General features: G+C 59.7%; 14 protein-coding genes. 6 read left to right on the top strand and 8 right to left on the bottom strand.

The genetic code is table 11. The annotated features are described in order from the left end of the window. The first annotated feature begins 124 nt into the window (after positions 1 to 124). The 6 genes from ACIROW_RS12275 to ACIROW_RS12250 all read left to right on the top strand — a co-directional run bounded on the left by ACIROW_RS12275 (position 125) and on the right by ACIROW_RS12250 (position 8,961). A complete protein-coding gene (locus ACIROW_RS12275; protein ID WP_402275736.1) occupies positions 125 to 1,765 on the top strand; it encodes a GAF and HD-GYP domain-containing protein in 1,641 nt (546 codons plus the stop codon). 125 nt (positions 1,766 to 1,890) lie between these two features. Then, on the top strand, positions 1,891 to 2,805 hold the full coding sequence (locus tag ACIROW_RS12270) for a LysR family transcriptional regulator (RefSeq protein WP_053194735.1): 915 nt from the start codon (positions 1,891 to 1,893) through the stop codon (positions 2,803 to 2,805). A gap of 300 nt (positions 2,806 to 3,105) precedes the next feature. Beyond that, complete coding sequence (locus ACIROW_RS12265; protein ID WP_402275733.1) at positions 3,106 to 4,443, top strand: MFS transporter; 1,338 nt, start codon at positions 3,106 to 3,108, stop codon at positions 4,441 to 4,443. 120 nt (positions 4,444 to 4,563) lie between these two features. After that, a complete protein-coding gene (locus ACIROW_RS12260) occupies positions 4,564 to 5,547 on the top strand; it encodes a M14 family metallopeptidase (protein WP_402275731.1) in 984 nt (327 codons plus the stop codon). Positions 5,548 to 5,580: 33 nt separating this feature from the next. Beyond that, complete coding sequence (locus tag ACIROW_RS12255) at positions 5,581 to 7,203, top strand: methyl-accepting chemotaxis protein (protein ID WP_402275728.1); 1,623 nt, start codon at positions 5,581 to 5,583, stop codon at positions 7,201 to 7,203. Between the two features lie 258 nt (positions 7,204 to 7,461). Beyond that, positions 7,462 to 8,961, top strand: coding sequence for a SulP family inorganic anion transporter (locus ACIROW_RS12250; RefSeq protein WP_402275725.1), 1,500 nt, complete (start codon positions 7,462 to 7,464; stop codon positions 8,959 to 8,961). Here the strand turns inward: ACIROW_RS12250 and ACIROW_RS12245 are convergent. The 8 genes from ACIROW_RS12245 to ACIROW_RS12210 form a co-directional block, all read right to left on the bottom strand. Continuing rightward, on the bottom strand, positions 8,945 to 9,571 hold the full coding sequence (locus tag ACIROW_RS12245; protein WP_402275722.1) for a DUF2325 domain-containing protein: 627 nt from the start codon (positions 9,569 to 9,571) through the stop codon (positions 8,945 to 8,947). The genes ACIROW_RS12250 and ACIROW_RS12245 overlap by 17 nt on opposite strands. 36 nt (positions 9,572 to 9,607) lie before the next feature. Beyond that, complete coding sequence (locus ACIROW_RS12240; RefSeq protein WP_402275720.1) at positions 9,608 to 10,219, bottom strand: superoxide dismutase; 612 nt, start codon at positions 10,217 to 10,219, stop codon at positions 9,608 to 9,610. A gap of 203 nt (positions 10,220 to 10,422) precedes the next feature. Next, positions 10,423 to 11,196 (bottom strand): hypothetical protein, encoded by a 774-nt coding sequence (locus ACIROW_RS12235; RefSeq protein ID WP_402275717.1) that lies wholly within the window; start codon positions 11,194 to 11,196, stop codon positions 10,423 to 10,425. 615 nt (positions 11,197 to 11,811) lie between these two features. Then, positions 11,812 to 12,423, bottom strand: coding sequence for a hypothetical protein (locus ACIROW_RS12230; RefSeq protein WP_402275715.1), 612 nt, complete (start codon positions 12,421 to 12,423; stop codon positions 11,812 to 11,814). Position 12,424: 1 nt separating this feature from the next. Then, complete coding sequence (locus tag ACIROW_RS12225) at positions 12,425 to 14,671, bottom strand: hypothetical protein (protein ID WP_402275713.1); 2,247 nt, start codon at positions 14,669 to 14,671, stop codon at positions 12,425 to 12,427. A gap of 17 nt (positions 14,672 to 14,688) precedes the next feature. Further along, positions 14,689 to 17,010, bottom strand: coding sequence for a type VI secretion system Vgr family protein (locus tag ACIROW_RS12220; protein WP_402275710.1), 2,322 nt, complete (start codon positions 17,008 to 17,010; stop codon positions 14,689 to 14,691). Positions 17,011 to 17,134: 124 nt separating this feature from the next. Further along, positions 17,135 to 17,638 (bottom strand): DUF1993 family protein, encoded by a 504-nt coding sequence (locus ACIROW_RS12215; protein WP_402275708.1) that lies wholly within the window; start codon positions 17,636 to 17,638, stop codon positions 17,135 to 17,137. 244 nt (positions 17,639 to 17,882) lie between these two features. Beyond that, the gene (locus ACIROW_RS12210; RefSeq protein WP_402275705.1) at positions 17,883 to 19,427 is read right to left on the bottom strand and encodes an efflux transporter outer membrane subunit; all 1,545 of its coding nucleotides are present in this window, start codon (positions 19,425 to 19,427) and stop codon (positions 17,883 to 17,885) included. Between the last annotated feature and the right edge of the window lie 9 nt (positions 19,428 to 19,436).

Below are 19,436 nucleotides of genomic sequence, written 5' to 3'. Positions count from 1 at the left end.
CGGCAAAAAGATGCTCTGCTTGACACTTTGTTGTCAGTATTGAAGCGTATCTTTCCAGAATCGCCCAGTGCGTCTTTTTACTGCATCGACCAATGCGATGCAGGCCAGTTGTCCCCTTGAGCCGATGAACAACATGAAAAACCAGCATCTCGATATCTCCCACCGCCTGGAAAAGCTGACCGAGCTCAGCGTCGAACTGAGCACCAACCGCGATATCCCGCTGCTGCTCGAACGTATCCTGCAGACTGCGCGCAGCATCACGCTGGCCGATGGCGGCACGCTTTACCGCACCATGGAAGAAGAAGACAGCCTGGCGTTCTACATCTCGATCAACGACACGCTGGGCATGCACCAGGGCGGCAGCAGCGCCCAGAAGATCAGCATCCCCAACATCCAGCTGACCAGCCCCGATGGCAGCAAGAACCTCAGCGCGGTGGCTGCCTATGCCGCCAACACGCGCAAGTCGGTCAACATCCCGGATGTGTACCAGGCGGAAGGCTTCAACTTCTCCGGCATGCGCATGTTCGACGAGAAGTTCGGCTACCACTCGCAGTCCTTCCTGACCGTGCCGATGCAGGATCATGAAGGCGAACTGGTCGGCGTGCTGCAACTGGTCAACGCCATCGATCCGGCCACCGGCAAGCCGCATCCGTTTTCCGAGACCGACCAATACTTCATCGAAGCACTGGCGTCGCAAGCGGCCATCGCCATCACCAATCAACAACTGATCTATCGCCTGGAAAACCTGTTCGAACATTTCATCAAGCTCATCAACATGGGCATTGACGAAAAATCGCCGCACACCGGTCGCCATTGCGAACACGTGCCGGAGCTGGCGATGATGCTGGCGGAAGCCTCGCACCAGACCACTCAAGGTCCGCTGGCGGATTTCCAGATGACCGAGCGCGACCGCCGCGAGCTGTGGGTCGCCGGCCTGCTGCACGACTGCGGCAAGATCACCACGCCCGACCATATCGTCGAGAAGTCGACCAAGCTGCAAACCATTTACGACCGCATCCACCTGGTTGACACGCGCTACGAAGTGCTCAAGCGCGACGCCGAGATTCGCGTGCTCAAGGAAAAATGCGCGCTCGGCGCCGCATTGACCGCAGAGAAAAGCTCCGAACTCGATGCGGCGCTGGCGGCGGAATGCGAGGTGCTCGACGCCGAACGCAATTTCCTGCGCAAGAGCAATGTCGGCGGCGAAGGCATGAAGCCGGACGACCAGCAGCGTGTCCTGGAAATCGCCAAGCGTCAGTGGCGCGGACCGGATGGCCAGATGCAGGACCTGCTCAGCGCCGACGAATCCGAGAACCTGCGCATCCGCGCCGGCACGCTCAACGACGCCGAACGCCAGGTCATCAACAACCACATCGTGGTCACCATCAAGATGCTGGAATCGCTGCCGTGGCCGAAGCAGCTGCGCAACGTCACCGAATACGCCGGCGGCCACCACGAGCGCATGGACGGCAAGGGTTATCCGAAGGGACTCACGCGCGACCAGATGTCGCCCCAGGCGCGCATGATGGCGATCGCCGACATCTTCGAAGCATTGACTGCCGCCGATCGTCCTTACAAGAAGGGCAACACGCTCAGCGAGGCGCTCGAAATCCTCGGTGGCTTCCGCCTGCGCGACCACATCGACCCGGATCTGTTCGACGTCTTCGTGCGCAGCAAGGTCTACCAGCAATACGCCGACAAGTTCATGCCGGCCAGCCAGATCGACGTTGTCGACCACAGCAAGATCCCTGGCTTCGTTCCTTAATTCTCCTCGCGTCTGAAACTGCTTTCTCCGTTCGTGGCATGAAACCTGCCTCGAACGGAGACGCATGTCTGATGCCCGTCCGCACTGCGCTCGGATAGAATCAGCAAAAAACAAGGAGTGAGACGGTGCACCTGATCTGGCTGGAAGACTTCATCGAACTGGCGCGCACGCGCAGTTTTTCGCGCGCGGCGGAAAACCGCTTCGTCACGCATCCGGCTTTCGGTCGCCGCATCAAGGCGCTGGAGCAATGGGTCGGCGCCGAGCTGGTGGTGCGCACGCATCCGGTGTCGCTGACGGCGGCCGGGCAACTGTTCCTCGATGCCGCGACGCATTCGACCGACGTGCTGTACGCCGCCCGGGCGCAGCTGCAGGACGGCTCCGGGCCGGCCGAGAAGACCTTGCGCGTGGCGACCGGTCGTACGCTGGCGCGCACTTTTTTTCCCGATTGGTACGAGAACATCAACCAGCGCTTCGGACCTTTCCCGGTGTCGGTCAGCACCGGCGGCGCGCAGGAAGTGATCCTGCGCCTGGGCGCCGGCGACGCCGATCTGCTGGTGATTTATTCGAGCCCGACCACGCGCCTGCTGATCGATCCGATGCGCTATGAGTCGTTGACGCTGGCGCGCGAAATCCTGCTGCCGGTGGTGGCCGCCGACGCCAGGGGGCGGCCGCGCTTCAAGCTGGCGCCGGCCAACGCGGCGACGCCGACGCCCTGGCTGGGCTTCTCGCAATCGCTGACCTTGCGCGGCGTGCTGGCCAAGCATCTGGCCGGCCTGCCGAAGAAGGTGTCGCTGCGCATGGTGTATGAAGCCGACTCCTATGAATCCATCCACGAAATGGCGCGCCGCGGCGTCGGCGTCGCCTGGCTGCCGCAGCGGCTGGTGCAGGAAGACGTCAACGAACGGCGCCTGCTGGTCATCGGCGAACCGGAGATGCGCGTCAACTTCGACATCTCGTTGTACCGCGTGCGCGGCAATGACGATGCGCTGGTCAACGCCATCTGGGACGGCGTTGCTTCAGATGCGATTGATCGCTCCTGAGGCTTGATTTGCAGCCTGGTTTGCCTGCTGCAAACGCGCTCGGCAGCAAAAAGCACAAGCCTGTGCCGAAACGGCAATAAGCAAAAAATCGCGCTCACTATACTCCCTCAAAGTTCTCGCAAGGTCTTCCGGTACGTCTGGAAAGATGCTCCCAAATACAGTGCAACGGGGTTCAACGCGCACTATTTTCGAGCATCGTGTCAGACCCGGGGAGGCATGCGAGCCAAATAGAATAAGCGGCGCAGACACGACTGCCATCTCAGCAGAATGCGCCGCACGAGAGAGAATGGGAGTCACCGCATGCCAGCTGAATTCGAGTCGTCGTCACCACTGTCCGCCACCGCACCTTCGGCAGCCAAACGCAAAAATCCGTGGAAAGAAATCTGCGCCGCCAGCATCGGCAACGCGCTGGAGTTTTACGACCTGCTGATCTACGGCTACTTCGCCGTGGTGATCGGCAAACTGTTCTTCCCAACGCAGGACGAGACCACCTCGCTGCTGCTGAGCGTGGGCACTTTCGGCATCTCCTTCGTGATTCGTCCGCTCGGCGCCATCGTGCTCGGCTCTTACGCCGACCGTGCCGGCCGCAAGGCGTCGCTGACCGTCTCGATCCTGATCATGATGGTCGGCACGGCGATGATTGCGTTTGCGCCGACCTACGCGCAGATCGGTATTGCCTCTCCGCTGATCATCATCGTGGCGCGCCTGCTGCAAGGCTTTTCCACGGGCGGTGAATTCGGCGCCGCGACCGCCTTCATGGTGGAACATGCGGATGCCAAACGGCGCGGCTTCTTCGCCAGCTGGCAGCTGTCGACGCAAGGCCTGGCGACGGTGCTCGCCGCTGGAGTGAGCGCTTTGCTCAGCTACAACCTGTCCGAGGCGCAGCTCAACGACTGGGGCTGGCGTGTGGCGTTCTGCTTCGGCTTGCTGGTCGGCCCGGTCGGACTCTACATCCGTAGCCAGATTGATGAAACGCCGGAGTTCAAGAAGATCGCCGCCGCAGCTGCTGTCGCCAAGGCCGAGAAATCGCCGCTGATGCTGGTGCTGGTGCGCGACCGCGTCAAGCTGCTGCTCGCCATCGGCGTGGTAGCCGGCGCCACCGCTTTCAACTACGTGCACAAGCTGTACATGCCGACGTATGCGTTGAAGCAGCTGCACATCCCCGCCACCTCGTCCTTCATCGGAGCACTCATCACAGGGCTGGTGCTGATGCTGACGGCGCCGGTGTTCGGCACGCTGTCGGACCGCTACGGCCGCTTCCGCGTGCTGACGATTGCAATGCTGTCGATCGGCCTGACTTCGTATCCGCTGTTCATGCTGCTGACCACCTGGCCGACCGTGACCACGCTGATCGCGGTACAGGGCATCGTCGGTGTGCTGATCGCCGCCTGCCTGGGACCGATCCCGGCGATGTTGTCGGACATTTTCCCGACAGAGACGCGCGGCACCGGCCTGGCGTTGAGCTACAACTTTTCAGTGACCTTGTTCGGCGGATTTTCGCCGTTGATCGTGACCTGGATGATCGCTGCGACCGAGAACAAGATGGCGCCGAGCTTCTATGTCATGGCGACTGCGCTGATCAGCCTGACGGCGGTGATTGTGCTGGGCCGTCGCATGGGGCGCCATCCGACGCTGTAAGCGCAGCGGATTCTTCATTCATCTGCTTTTTTATTCACCTTTATTCATTTTCAATTCTTCAGGCCGGATGCGCAGCAGCGCATCCGTTGACATCGTCAGCCTGGACGCTGGAGCAATCGCATGAAAACTTTGGAACAAGTACGCGCACAACTGAAACACTATCCGGTCGAGGTGGAGTTCCCCGACATCGCGAGATGGCAGCACGGCAATACCGGTGTCGATTATGTGCACGGCATCGACAGCGGCGTGGCCGGTCCGCACGTGATGATCCTGGCGCTGATGCACGGCAATGAAGTCAGCGGCGCGATTACCGTCGGCCGGCTGCTGCAAGCCGGTTTGCGTCCGCTGAAGGGCCGCATCACGCTCGGCTTCGCCAACGTCGAGGCCTATCGCCGCTTTGATGCACGCAATCCGGATGCGACACGCTATGTTGATGAAGACATGAACCGCGTCTGGTCGTCGGAGCGTCTTGACGGCTCGGAAGACAGCGCCGAACTGCGTCGCGCGCGTCAGTTGCGCCCCATCATCGACACCGTCGACTATATGCTCGACCTGCATTCGATGCACGAAGAAGCGCCGCCGCTGATCGTCAGCGGTCCGCTCGAAAAGGGTGTCCAATTCGCCGCCGATGTCGGCGCACCGGAACACGTGATCATCGACGTCGGCCATCCCAACGGCAAGCGCATGCGCGACTACGCAGGCTTCGGCGATCCGGCCAGCGCCAAGAATGCCTTGCTGATCGAGACCGGCCAGCACTTCTCCACACGCAGCAAGGACGTGGCGATGGATGCGGCCTGCCGCTTCCTGATCGCCACCGGCGTGATGGCCGAGCTGGACTTGCGCGCATTCATGCTGCCGGCTGCGCCGGCGCAGCAGCGCTTCTTCCGCGTGACCGAACCGGTGGTGGCGACGTCCTACGATTTTGAATTTGCCGAAGACTATCGCGGCATGGAAATCATCGCCAAGGCCGGCACCGTCATCGCACGCGAAGGTGCACGCGAATTCGTCACGCCCTACGACAACTGCGTCATCGTCATGCCGTCGCTGCGCCAGCTCGGACCCGGCGTGACCGTGGTGCGGCTGGGCCACATCGTCGCGCGCTAGTCAGCCGCATCAGCAACATCCACCGGGGGAAATATGCGCATCATGGGAAGAATGAAAATCGGCAAGCGGCTGACACTAGGCTTTGCCGCGATCATGCTGTTGTCCATCGTCATCACGGCCATCGGCATCTGGCGCCTGCAGGCAGTGTCGGACGTCACGCGCGCGATGGTAGAACAGTCGGCGCGCAAGGAACGCCTGATCTCCAGCTGGTATGGCAGCCTGCGCGCCGGCATCGTGCGCACGATTGCAATCTCGCGCAGCGCCGATCCCACGTTGAAGACGTATTTCATCGATGAGGCCAAGGCCTCGACCAACAATTCGACGCGCCTGCAAAAGGAAATCGGCGAGTTGTTGAACAGCGATGACGAGAAGGCCTTGTTTCAGAACATCGGTGAACGCCGCAAGGTCTATCTGGCCTCGCACTATCGCATCCTCGACCTGAAATCCGCCGGCAACATTGAGGAGGGCAATCGCCTGCTCGATCAGGAATTCGTGCCGCTGGCAAAAAGCTATCAGGATTCCATGCTCAAGCTGCTGGAGCTGGAACAGCGCGACATCGACAAGACCACGCAGCAGATCGACGAGATCGCCGCCGGCAGCCGTCGCCTGCTGTTGATCCTGGAAGGCTTGTCGCTGCTGCTGGGCTGCTTCTGCGCATGGTACCTGACCGTCGGCATCACGCGGCCGATCAATGCCGCACTGGGCATCTCGCGCCGCGTCGCCGCCGGCGACCTGACCACGCAGGTCAGCGGTGGCGATGAAAAGAGCGGCGATGAAGTCGGGCAGTTGCTGTCTTCCCTCAACGACATGAACGGCAGCTTGCGCAACATCGTCAGCAATGTGCGGCAAGGCACCAATACGATTGCAGTCGCATCCGCCGAGATCAGTGTCGGCAACCATGATCTGTCGGCGCGCACCGAGCAACAGGCCAGTGCGCTTGAAGAAACCGCATCGGCGATGGAAGAATTGATTGCGACCGTGCGCCAGAACGCCGACAACGCCGACACGGCCAGCCGCCTGGCTGCGGCAGCGTCCGGCATCGCGGTCGAGGGCGGCGAAGTGGTCGGGCGCGTGGTGGCGACCATGAGCGCCATCAACGGCTCGTCGCGCAAGATCGTCGATATCATCAGCGTGATCGACGGCATCGCTTTCCAGACCAATATCCTGGCGTTGAACGCCGCTGTTGAGGCGGCCCGCGCGGGTGAGCAGGGCCGCGGCTTTGCGGTGGTGGCCAGCGAAGTGCGCAGCCTGGCGCAACGCAGCGCCACCGCCGCCAAAGAAATCAAGCTGCTGATCGACGACTCGGTCAAGACGGTCGGCGAGGGCGGCGTGCTGGTGGAGCAGGCCGGCGCCACCATGGAGCGTGTGGTGGGCAGTGTGCGCAAAGTGGCGGAAATCGTCGGCGAGATCAGCCTGGCCAGCCGCGAGCAATCCACCGGCATCGAGCAGGTCAACCACGCCATCAGTCAGATGGATGAAATGACCCAGCAGAATGCCGCGCTGGTGGAGGAGGCGGCGGCAGCGGCATCTTCCATGCAGACGCAGGCGGCCTCGCTGGCGCAGCTGGTGAGCGTGTTTTCGCTTGACCATGGGGCGCGTCCGGCGGCGTCGTTGTCTTCTTCACGCCCCCTTCCTGTGCTTACCCGGCCGGCCTGAGAGCAGGCCGGAGCGCGGGCCAAAGAGCGGGATGCGGTAAAATGCACGGATCGGCGCCGCATCTCGCGGGCGCCGCTCCGGTTCGCACCTTGCCTCCTGCGCAACAATCTGACATCTCCATTTCCCTGAAGCATCGCCTGTTTTTTGTGCGGGCCTTGTTTTTTCCTGCAGGTCGTCATCGCTGTTTCTCCAGTTGCTGGTGTGCATATTGCATGAACGCAGAAGTGTGCACCGGCTTCGGATTATGGATAACGACCAATGAATACAACTACTTTTCGCGACGAATGGTTCTCGCACGGCAAAGCCAATGTGCTGGCCGGCCTGACCTCGTCGTTTGCGCTGGTGCCCGAGTGCATCGCGTTCGCGCTGGTGGCCCAGCTCAATCCATTAATGGGTTTGTACGGCGCCTTCTTCATTTGCACCGTCACGGCGCTGTTCGGCGGCCGCCCAGGCATGATTTCCGGCGCGGCCGGATCGATGGCGGTGGTGATCGTAGCGCTGGTGGCGCAGCACGGTGCGCAATACTTCCTGTTGACGGTGGTGCTCAGCGGCGTGCTGATGCTGCTGTTCGGCGCGCTGCGGCTGGGCAAGCTGATCCGCATGGTGCCGCATCCGGTGATGCTGGGTTTCGTCAACGGCCTGGCGATCGTGATCGCGATGGCGCAGTTCGAACATTTCAAACAGACCGATGCCAGCGGCACGCACTGGTTGCACGGCACGCCGTTGCTGATCATGGCGGCGCTGGTGGCGGCGACGATGCTGATCGTTTATCTGTTGCCGCGCCTGACGCGTGCGATCCCGCCGGCGCTGGCGGCGATCGTCGGTGTGGCCGTACTGAGCCAGGCAACCGGTTTGCCGACGCGCACGCTGGGTGACATGGCGCATATTGCCGGCGGTTTGCCGATGTGGCATTTCCCCGAGGTGCCGCTGACGCTGGAGACCTTGCGCATCGTCGCGCCGTACGCGGTGCTGATGGCCATCGTCGGTTTGCTGGAAACGCTGCTCACGCTCAACCTCACCGATGAAATCACCGAGACGCGCGGCCAGGCCAATCGCGAATGCCTGGCGCTGGGCGCGGCCAACGTGGTGTCGGGACTGTTCGGCGGCATGGGCGGTTGCGCCATGATCGGCCAGACCATGATCAACCTCAGCTCGGGCGGCCGTTCGCGGCTGTCGGGCGCGGTCAGCGGCGTGATGATTTTGCTGTTCATCCTGTTCCTGTCGCCGCTGATCGAACGCATTCCGCTGGCTGCGCTGGTGGGCGTGATGTTCGTGGTGGCGCAGCAGACCTTCGCGTGGGGTTCGCTGCGCGTGCTCGGCAAGGTGCCGCGCAACGATGCGCTGGTGATCGTCGCGGTCACGGTGATTACGGTGTTCACGGATCTGGCGGTGGCGGTGCTGTGCGGTATCGTGATCGCGGCGCTCAATTTCGCGTGGCAGCATGCGCGCGAGATTCGCGCCGAGGTGCAGGATGCGGGTGATGGCGAAAAAACTTATGTTCCGCATGGCACGCTGTTCTTCGCATCGACCGCGCATTTCCAGGAGCTGTTCGATCCGGCGCAGGATCCGCAGCGCGTGGTGGTTGACTGCCGCCATCTGCATCTGGCCGATCATTCGGCGATCGCGGCATTGGAAGCGCTGTCCGAGCGGTATACCCGGGCCGGCAAACGCCTGCAGCTGGCCCATCTGTCACGCCGCAGCCATCAGCTGCTGCAGCGCGTAGGCATGGATGTCGGCGAGCCTAATCTTCCGGCGTAACAGGCGCTTGCTGTTCCAGCGCGCTGCTGCGTCCGCCATCACCGTCCTGGTGAATGCGCACGATGCGTACGCTGGCAGGTTGTTCCCCCAGCATGCAGGTCTTGCCGGTGCGCTTGCAGTGGTCTTGCACCCGCCAGTAGGCGCCGTGACTGAGGCAGCCGGTCTGGCAGATCACCAGGTCGGCGGCGACGATGCTGGCTTCCAGGCCTGATAGTTCGCCCGATTCCACCGACTCCGCCGATTCCGTCTTCTCCCGTTCGTCGGTCGTCGTCGAAGAAATCGCGGGTGCATACGCCGGCAGCATTTTCTCCCGCATCAACTCCTGCAGGCGTTTGCTCAGTTCCTTCACCTGCCGCGCCAGTGCCGAGCGTTGCGGCAGGTCGGGGATCGCCGCCTCCAGCGCGGCGCGATCTTCATGCGCCCAGGCCAGCGCCGAATCGCGCGCGATCACGGCCGCGCGCAGGCGCATAGCCTGTGCCTGGAGCGCGGCGATCTCGGCGGCCTGCTCCTGGATCACCGCGCTGCAGCGATGCTGCACGCGCGCCAGGTGGGAGACCATGGCGCGCTGCTCCTGTTCCAGCAGCGCCACGTCCTGAATGTGCATGGTCATGTTGCGATCCTCCCTTCCTGCGTAAACCCGACCGCCTTACTGCACGGCTGCGGCATAACGGCGCGCGACTTCCGGCCAGTTGACGACGTTGTAGAAGGCGCCGATGTATTCCGGGAGGCGGTTCTGGTAACGCAGGTAGTAGGCGTGTTCCCACACGTCGAGGCCGAGGATGGGCGTGTTGCCGTTCATCAGCGGGCTGTCCTGGTTGCCGCTGCTTTCGACTATCAGTTTCTTTTGCGGCGTCACGCTGAGCCAGGCCCAGCCGCTGCCGAAGCGCGAGATCGCGGCTTTGGTGAATGCTTCCTTGAAGGCATTGAAACCGCCGAGTTCGGCGTCGATGGCGGCGGCCAGTTTGCCGCCGGGCGCGCCGCCGCCGGTCGGCGACATGACCAGCCAGAACAGCGAATGATTGGCGTGGCCGCCACCCTGGTTGATCACGGCGGCCTTGATGCTGTCAGGGACCTCCTTGACGCGCGTCACCAGTTCTTCGACGCTGAGTTTTTCCCATTCGGTGCCGGCTACGGCGGCGTTGAGGTTATTGATGTAGGTCTGGTGATGCTTGGTGTGATGGATTTCCATGGTCTGGGAATCGATGTGCGGCTCCAGCGCGTCGTAGGCGTAAGGCAGGGCGGGCAGGCTGTATGGCATGGTTCTCTCCGGTGGTGGATCACATGGCCGGCGCGATGGCCGGGATGGATTTTTTGGGGAGGCTGCCGTATGGGTGGCGCTATCGCTTGCAAAAATTGCAAGGCCTGAACCGCGATGGCGCAGGCGCACGAAGGATGTCGATTCTAGTTGAAAATCGCGAAGCGATATCCCTACGGTCCATAAGCCCATTTGCGATGACGCCGTCAGCGCTTGAGCGAAGGCGTCACGAATACCAGCCCCAGCGTCACGATGCGGCCCTGTGGCCAGCGTCCGAACGGACTGCCGATGCTGGCATCAAGCTGCAGACGGTCGGGAATCAGTTCGCGGCGCAGGCCGAGTTGCCAGTTGGTGCCGGTGCTCGTGACACCGAAAGTCTCGATCGACACGCGCGTGCCTGCCGAGACTTCCGCATCCAACGCCATGCCCCAGGTGCCGCGATAGTTGCCGCCGCGCTGATCACGTTGCCGGATGCCGCCCGCATTGAGATGCGCCAGCAAGTTCTCGCCTTGCAGCGGCAGGGTTGCGATCCCCTTGATGAAGGTCTCATTGTCGCCGCTGGCGCGCGCGTGCTGCCCGCCGGTGGCGATGGCGAAGCCGGTCTGCTGATCATCGTAGGTGCGCAGCAGATGCTTGACTTGCCAGCTCATCAGAGCGGTGTTGGCGCTGCTGTCCCGACGATCTTGCTGATGTGCGGCGCCGAGCGCGAACTCGGTGCTGCCGAAGGGATTGCAGGACGGGTTGAGCCAGCTGGTATTGAGGGCAGACGAGTGCTCGGTCCAAGTCTCAAGCTGGCACGCTCCTTCGTCGAGCACGGCGGCATCGTCGGTCGCCATGGGACGGCCGGCATGTGCGCTCGAAGATGCCGCTGCGCAGAAGACGGCGGCGAGAACGGTGTTGAGTTTGCGCGGGCCGCGTGCAGCGAGGAATTGTTGTGCCTGCAGCGCGCAGGGACGGATGAAAACGAGGAATTGAAACATGGGTATCTCCTGACCGGCCTGCGCCGGAGGAGCCGCGTCTCAACTCAGAGACGCGGGCATGCCTCCGGTGCGGGACCGGAATAAAGTAAACGTGAAAGCGGTGTTGACGTCGGCGAAGCGCCGGACGGGCTCAGGGTCTGGATCCATATTTTTCTCCTGAAAAAACGACGACAAAAAAGAGGGCCGCTGCGGTATGGCGCAGGACCGCGACGCCGCCGCCGCAAGCAGGCGGCAGGCAGTACGCAACAATAAAAAAGAGGGGGCTGGAGCCGGGCAGTCGTGAACCGATTGCCGGATGCCGCCACTTGCCGGACAGGCAAGGTAGCGGCGAAAGACGATGCGCGATTACCTTGGCTGTGGCCGGCCGATCAAAGATCGACTACTGGAACTGTCCACAGGAGGAACTCCGAAGTTTGTAACGGGGCGGATCGTAACACGTGAAAAAATCAAAGACAAGCATTTGCCAATGATTTAAGCACTGCCCGGGAAGCGCCAGCCACAGCCGCTTTGTGGTCGATTGATAGTTTTTATGAAACTGCTGCCGGAAAGAAAAAGATCCGACATGTGCCGGCTCGGGTTCATATAGACAGTCGCGTCGACGAGTTCCCCGGTGCTCTACAGTCTGACATCCGAACATTGGCTTCGTGCTACAACTCGGCTAACGTTGTCCGCTGTGAGTACGCATATTGGCTTTTCAAAGGTCGCGCGTAGCTTTTTTATGCAGGAGGCTTTCTTTTCAACAGATATCATATTGGTTACTCGTGATTGACTAATGCAATAAAGTCCTTCAATCATCAAAGCTTTAGACAGAGGGGACAGTGTAATTTTCCTGTCTTTGATCACGTAGTAACTAAGGTAAAGCCCACCGCCTTCTTGTTCGACGTATTGATATCGTCCTTTGGTAATTTGGTTAGCCGCCACAGGAATATCACCCGCTAGTTCAAAGCCATTTGATCCTGTCGGCCTTACGTAGACTGTGTATGCTGCACGGGGGCCTAACTCGCTCTCAGTTGGTCCGATAAAGATGCCTTCACTTTTTAAACCGTCAACATCTTCAATTAACTCGTAGCTAAACTGACAGTCAATCCTGCCAGGAATAGAAAGTTGCATGCCTCCTTCAGCTATCAATTCCACCCCCGAAGCTGCAGGGCGACATTCAATATTAGTTTTTTCGGCTAAAGAAATATTCGTAACAAATAGTGCGGCAAGAAAGATGAAAAACTTCATTTTAAATTTCTCCTAACAACTTTTTGATCCGGCTTGTCTGTTCTGTTCGTTCAGTAAAGTGTGCCGAAACTGGCCATGAGGTAGTCACACCCACAGAAGCTGCATCACCGCGAATTTTTCTCGTCATAGCTGCAACGTCATCCGAATCAGCGGCAATGAGCAAGGTATTTCTTGCCCAAAACCAGCCTGCCGTATCAATGCTGGCTTCCAATTCAGTGTTCACCCTATCTGGATTAACAATGATCGGAGGGCGCATCTGCTCCTTGAGTTGCACAACGATTTGATCATTTTGTATAGGAAGAGTAGCCAACATAGCAGGTGGAATGGAGTTTCCTGACAGCCCCCACCAGCCAGTGTTCTTCCACCAATCATCCGAAAATGAACTACTTTGTAACCATCCTTTGTAGACCCAATACAAAGCGTAGTTTGCTCGACCTGTCAACTGCTTGAATCCTCTACCCCTATATGTGCCGCCATCGTTCCATTCGACATTTCCGAGCCAACCTTTAAAATTGCTTGCTTTTGCGTAATGTCTGAAATAGTCATAGGCGCTACCGCTATATAGTTCAGACATCCACAAGAATTGATTGGTCTCAACTGCTGCTTGCCCCAAAAAATGGGCCATTCTTAGAGGGGTAGTTATTAGATACTTTCTAATGGATCTGCTTACAGGGATCCGGTATTTAGTACGATTGGCAGAAGATGCACCGGGGTAAATTTGTTTCAGTTCGTCTTCATTTAACCACCGACACTTCCTGAAATGTTTGATGAACTCCGTTGGATGGAAATGCCACTGCGCGTTCAGATATTCCTGGGGAAGTTTGTCGAAGCTGATGGCCTTGAGATGGTTTTCAAAACGCTTCCAGTCGTCCGGGCGGTCTTTGAAGCCATATTCCATCTCATTGAGCCATCCATAGCGTTGGCTGATCGTGCTTCTGTCCCATTCGTTCGGAAATTTGCAGATGGTTCTGCGCAAAGCGCGCGCCACGTCCTTATCTCCCAATCGCCTGGAGAGCTTGACGTCGTCCTTGTTGCGGTCCGGGTCGGGCTGGTCGCCTTGGGTGCGAATTAACGCTTTCAGTTTCAGCGAATCGCAACGCTGATCTTTGTCTGCGATGTCGTCGTCATAGCAATTCCAACCGAACTGCGGCAAGAAGTCAGCGTCGCTGAATTTGTAGCTGCCAGGAGCGTTCAGATCAGCCCAGACTTCGTTGCCGGCAATCGTCTTGATCTTGCGCCAATGGGCGGCGTTATCCGGCAAGGGGTCTTTGTCGGTATCGCTTCTGCCGAGGTTTCTGCCAAAGCGCAATAACTCATACCAGCCGGACGTGCTGCTCTGGGCATGGGGGTGTGCCTTGATGACGGTGCTGTGACGATCGGTGGCGTCCTTATAGAGGTTGTATTCGGCATCGTTGTCCGTGCGGGTGTTGCCCGGCTGTCCTGTGGCGCTGTAGCTGGTCAAGACACAGGCGCCGGGTGTCGAGCCTCCATCCCCGTAGTCGAGTTTGATCCATTGCGCTGCCCCCAGAGTGCTGCCTGTGTCGTGACGCAAATGGTCGGCGGGAGCGGTGTTGCTGGTGGGGGTGGCCGCAGGCAGGTACACGTACAGATTGCCGAAGACGCTGTCGGTGCGGCCGTCCTTGGCGGGCGGGTGTTGTGGGTCTTGCCAGGTCGGATGTCGACCGATGATTTTTTTCAGATTGTCGGCATCGGAGCAGATTTCAAAGTGCACCTGCTTGCTGTGACCATAGACCCGGCCGGCGCCACCCAGCACATCCTTGCGGTAGACCTTTTTACCTTCGGCCAATCCACCGATGAATTTTTCGATGTGCATGTAGACGCTGTAGTAAGTCACGCTCACCGGCCGGTCGCCTGCAGCACCGATTTCGGTCATGTGCTTGAGGATGATGCAGCCGTTGTCAGTCCAGCCTTCATCGTAGTTCAAACCTTCTAGCGGGTCGGCCGAGTGCGGCGTGGGCCTGTTCAAAAACAGGATTTCGCCGTCGGCGATGGCGTGCAATGGCAGGATGCGGTCGCCGAGGTCTGGCGCTTGCAGATGCACGCCGTTGTGCCACATCAGATGGTTACTGACCGGGAACGCGCCTTCTTCCGCGCCGGTGCCGCCGACGAGGCGGCTGGCCGAGGGTGGCATGGCGGCCTCTGTGCGCTCGTCGTCTGCTTGTTTTTTTGAGGTACTCTTTTTGTCTTGCCCAACAATGGGCAAGAGGAATGGCGGGCTGATGATCATGGGTCAATGTCCCTGGATTAAAGAGATGCTTTGAAGCTGCTGTTTGTTTGCAGATGTGGCTGCGGTAGCACTGGTAGTGTTTGCGGCAACGACGTCGGCCCTGGCCGGCCATGGCTTCCTGCTTTGACCACACTGGCACCGGGCGTGCCGTCTTCGATGCCGGAGGCAGTAATACGGATATAGGATCCGCCGCACTTGAGCAGGATTTCTTCCTTGGCGTTGATTTCCACTTTGCCGTTGGCGCTGGTGACAAACATGTTCTTGTCCGAGATCAGATGTATCTCATCGCTTTGCGCCTGGATATCGACCTTGCCTTTGGCGGCGAACAGCTTCATGCCGAGCTTGTGTGCGATCAGCGAGACGAGGCCACCTGCGGCTACCGTAAAACGTTTCATCACGCTGATGTCGGCATTGCCGCCTGCCGTGGCGATCAGATGTCCGCGGGAGCTGACTTGCAAATCAGCTCCTGATGCGAGCGCAATGCCGGCCGGTGCGCTCAGGACAATGCCGGCTTGCCGGAGTTGTTTCAAGGTGTCGTTGAGAAGTGCTTTCTGTTGGTCGTAGTCGGCGGCGATGGCTTGCGCAGATTTGGTGGCCTGAGTCAAGGCGTAGGTCTGCTCCAGGGAGGTTTCCAGATTGGCAATAGCAGTTTGCATGTCGAGCTGATGGCCCTGGGCTCCCGGCTGTGTATCGGCGCTCAGGAAGACGCCTTTGCCGCCCCGGATCGCCACATGACCGTCGGTGCGTAGTTCCGCTCCCGCGCCGCGTGCTTGCTTCTGGCTGTCGACCAGATGACCCAAGTTCAGCTGACTCTTGCCGGAATGCTCAGTACTGAGCTTGATATGCTCTTGCCCTTTCCAGTCTTCCATGCGCAGCTTGTTGTTGCTTTGCGTGCGAATGACGTTACGGCTTAACCAGCGGTCCTCGGTGGTGATGTGATCGGGGTGGCGGCTGTTGTGGTGCAGATGGGCGATGTATGGCTTGTTGGGATTGCCGTCCATGAAGGCAATCGCCGCTTCAGTGCCATCGATGATCGGGAAGTGGAAGCCGGTTTCGTTGGCGCCGGCGAAGGGTTTCGCCAAACGGAGAGCGACACTTTCACCACCCGGATTCCATTCGTCGAAATCAAGATCGAAACGCACTGTGTAGTGGCCGTGCTTGGTGAGGTGGGCATGCGGGTATTTGCCGGGCGAGGTGACCCTTGCCGAGAGCGTGCCGAAAATCTTCGGCCAATTGGTTTCGTTAAGAGGAATGCGGTAACGGCGATCGCTCGGAATGGCTGTGAAGCTGTTTTTATAAGCGGCGTCGCGTGCACCGCTGTGGGTGACGCGAATGATGACTTGGCCGTTGGGCGCATCCGGCAAGGATTGATCCGTACGCAGGATGCGCGCCGGATGCAGTTCGAGGATGTTGCTCTGGCCGCTGTAGACGATCTGACTGGTAATAGCGGCTTCATGACGAAGTTGCGCTTCCCATTTGGCGCCAGCTTGATCCAGATGGTGACTACCGTAGACGTAGGGTTGACCGTAGGTGGTCTTGTCGGCGCGGGCAATGTTGGCTTCTTGCTTGAAACGCTCCCAGGCGTCGGCTGGATGATAGTCGGCGACAAGGTAGGAGGCAGGCACAGTTTGTGATTGCGTTTGCAGACTGGAGACAGTTTCCTGACCAGACTCCAGTCCGGCGTTCTCTCGATACGGGGCCTTCAATTCTGGCTGATAGATGTAATGGTCAATGTCGTCGCCGAAGACGATGATGTCGCCGAATTTGCCGGGGATGAAGTAGCTATAGAGACCTTCCTGCCGCATGAGAAGGTGAATGTAGTCCCAGTCGCTCAATTGGTATTGCAGGTGAAAGGCGTGTTCAGGATAGGTGCGACGGGTCTTGAACTGGAACTGGTTTCCGTTGAAGCCGTGACGACGAAGAATCCCTTCGATGATCTGTGGCGCGGTTTGTTTCTGGAATACGCGGCTAGCGTGGGTCAGGCGCAGGCGTGAGACCAGTGGCTCGATGACAAACTCGTAGCTATGGAAATCGTGAGTCTGTTTAAGTTTATTGAATTGAGTAATGCAGCCCGCGAACACACGCGGATCATGCAATCCTGCGGCGATGCTGAAGCTGGCTTCCTTGCCGAGGTAGTCGGCGCGGTTGAGTTCTTGGGGATGGGTAAGTCGGATTTTTATGCAGTACGGTTCGCCCAAGGCTTCGACAGCCTCAAAGGACACGACAGACAACAGAGCGGCGTTCGCGGCGCCGGGCACGACGACTTGATAGTGCTGTTCGCCAGTGACGGATTTGGCGAGCTGAGTCGGAAGGAGGTGTGAATGGGATGGATCTTGCATGGCGAGTGTCCTTGGTTAAAGGTGTGCTCGCCATGCTAGAGGGGTTCGCTTCAAATATGAATAAGCAGCCCCTGCGAAAAGAATTCTATTTAACGAAAATCATAAATAATAGAAATCCGTCGATTTAAAACCCGAGGTAATCCATCTTGCCGATCTTCACGCCCTTGTGACGCAGGATGTCGTAGGCGGTGGTGACGTGGAACAGGAAGTTCGGCAGCGCGAAGGTCAGCAGGTAGGCCTGGCCGGTGAATTTGGTTTCGTTGCCGCGCAGCTTGATGATGATTTCGCGTTCTGCACTGCCTTCGAATTGTTCCGGCGTCACGGTGTCGAGGAAGGCAATGGTCTTGGCGATACGCTCCTGCAATTGCGGGAAGGTGGTTTCTTCGTCGGCGAAGCTGGGCGGCTGAACCGCCGACAAACGCGAAGCGCCGAACTTGGCGGCATCGCTGGCGCGCTGGATCTGTCCGGTCAGCGGATACATGTCTTCAAACAGGCGCGCGGTCAGGAGCGTGTCCGGATCGAGCTTGTTCTCTTCGGCGTGGGCGACGGCCTTGTTGAGCAAGGCCGACAGATTGTTCAGCGCGCGGATGAAGACGGGAATGGAAATCTGATGCATGGTGAGCGACATGGTGACTCCTGGAATGAATGAAATAACTGGCGACGTCCATGACGTCCGCCCTGTTTTTAATGACAACAAGGAACAACAACGGCTATTTGATTTGTCCATCATAAAGACAATGCAAAACCGTCGCAGGGAATAAAAAAGCCGACCAGCTCGGCATGGGCAACCGCTCCGGTCGGCAAGGGGACGAAACACCTCATGACGGTCCACGGCATCTATGGCAGTGGACCGCCCTTCCATACTTATATACTTACATCTTGTTGCCGGCAGCGTCGTTCTTGGCTTGTGTGTCGGTAGGAGCCGAAGGAGCATGCCAGCCGCCACCGAGTGCGCGGATCAGGTTGACGGTCGAGCGTGCACGTTCGCCATCCAGCTGAACTGCAGCGCGCTGTTGTTGCAGCACGGTGCGGTCGGCGTCGATCACGTTGAAGTAGCTGACCGAGCCTTCGCGGTATTGCACATGCGACAGTCGGGCGGCGCGGTTCGATGCCGATACCGCGTCATCCTGCGCGCGCGTCTGGTCGCCCAGGATGCGCAGGCTGGCGAGATTGTCTTCGACTTCCTGGAACGCCGTCAGCACGGTCTGGCGATAGTTGGCGACATCTTCTTCGTAAGCAGCGCGGGCGCGGTTGACGCCGGCTTCACGGCGACCGCCGTCGAAGATCGGCAAGGTTAGCGCCGTACCCACCAATGGACCCAGCAGGAAGGTGCGGCTGGACCAGTTGAACAGGTCCCCCAGCTTGGCCGATTCATAACCGAGACCGCCGGTCAGATCCAGACGCGGGAACCAGGCCGAACGGGCCACGCCGACGCGCGCATTGGCGGCGGCCATGGCGCGTTCAGCGGCGGCGATGTCGGGACGGCGCTCCAGCAGGTCGGACGGCAGGCCCGCGGGAATCGTGATCGACAAACGCTGCAGCGGTTGCGGCGTGAAGTTGAATTCCGCCGGTGTCTTGCCCAGCAGAATAGCCAGTGCATGTTCTGCATTGGCGCGCTGACGGGCGATGCCGAAGGATTCCGATTGTGCGGAAGCCAGCTCCGACTTGGCGCGGGCGACGTCGACTTCGCTGATGTCGCCTTCATCGAAACGGCGTTGCACCAGCTTCAGCGATTGCGTGCGCAGGTCGACGGTGCCGCTGTACAACTCTTGCTCGGCATCGAGTTCGCGCAACAGGAAGTATTGCTGCGCGACGTCGGCTTGCAGTGCCAGGCGCACCGAGTGGAACAACGCTTCGCTGCGTTGCGCATCGGCGGTGGCGGCATCCACGGTGGAGGCGACGCGACCGAACAGATCGGCTTCATACGACACGCCCAACTGTGCACGCCAAAGGGTGTTCGGCGTGGTGTTGGCGTCCGGCGCCAGACCTTGTGAGGCCGGCGATGGACGTTGACGGGTCGCGCCGAAGCCGGCGTTGACTTGCGGGAACAGGCCGGAGCGTGCGTCCTGGCGCAGTGCACGCGACTGGCTCAGGCGGGCGGCGGCAGCCTTCAGGTTCTGATTGGCGTCCAGCGCCTGGGCTTCCAGTGCATTGAGGCCTTCATCGTTGAAGATCTTCCACCATTCGCCGCGGGCCAGGTCTTCCGCAGGTTGCGCGGTCTTCCAGTCGGAGGCGGCTTTCGCATCGGCGGCTTCCTTGTAGGCGACCGAGGTGTTCACCGCAGGGCGTTCATAAGTCGGCGCCAGTGAGCAGCCTGCCAGCACCAGCATTGCTGCCAGCAGGGCCGAACTGATCCGAAGCGGCTTGAGCAGCTTGCCGCCCATGCCTCCGAGCTTGTTGATTGAGATTGCGTTCATGTTATTTTT

This window comes from Herbaspirillum sp. NPDC101397 (genome assembly GCF_044767325.1).
GTDB lineage: Bacteria > Pseudomonadota > Gammaproteobacteria > Burkholderiales > Burkholderiaceae_D > Herbaspirillum.
Note: the sequence above shows the minus strand (reverse complement) of the source record. Positions and strands in the feature narration are given on the sequence as shown.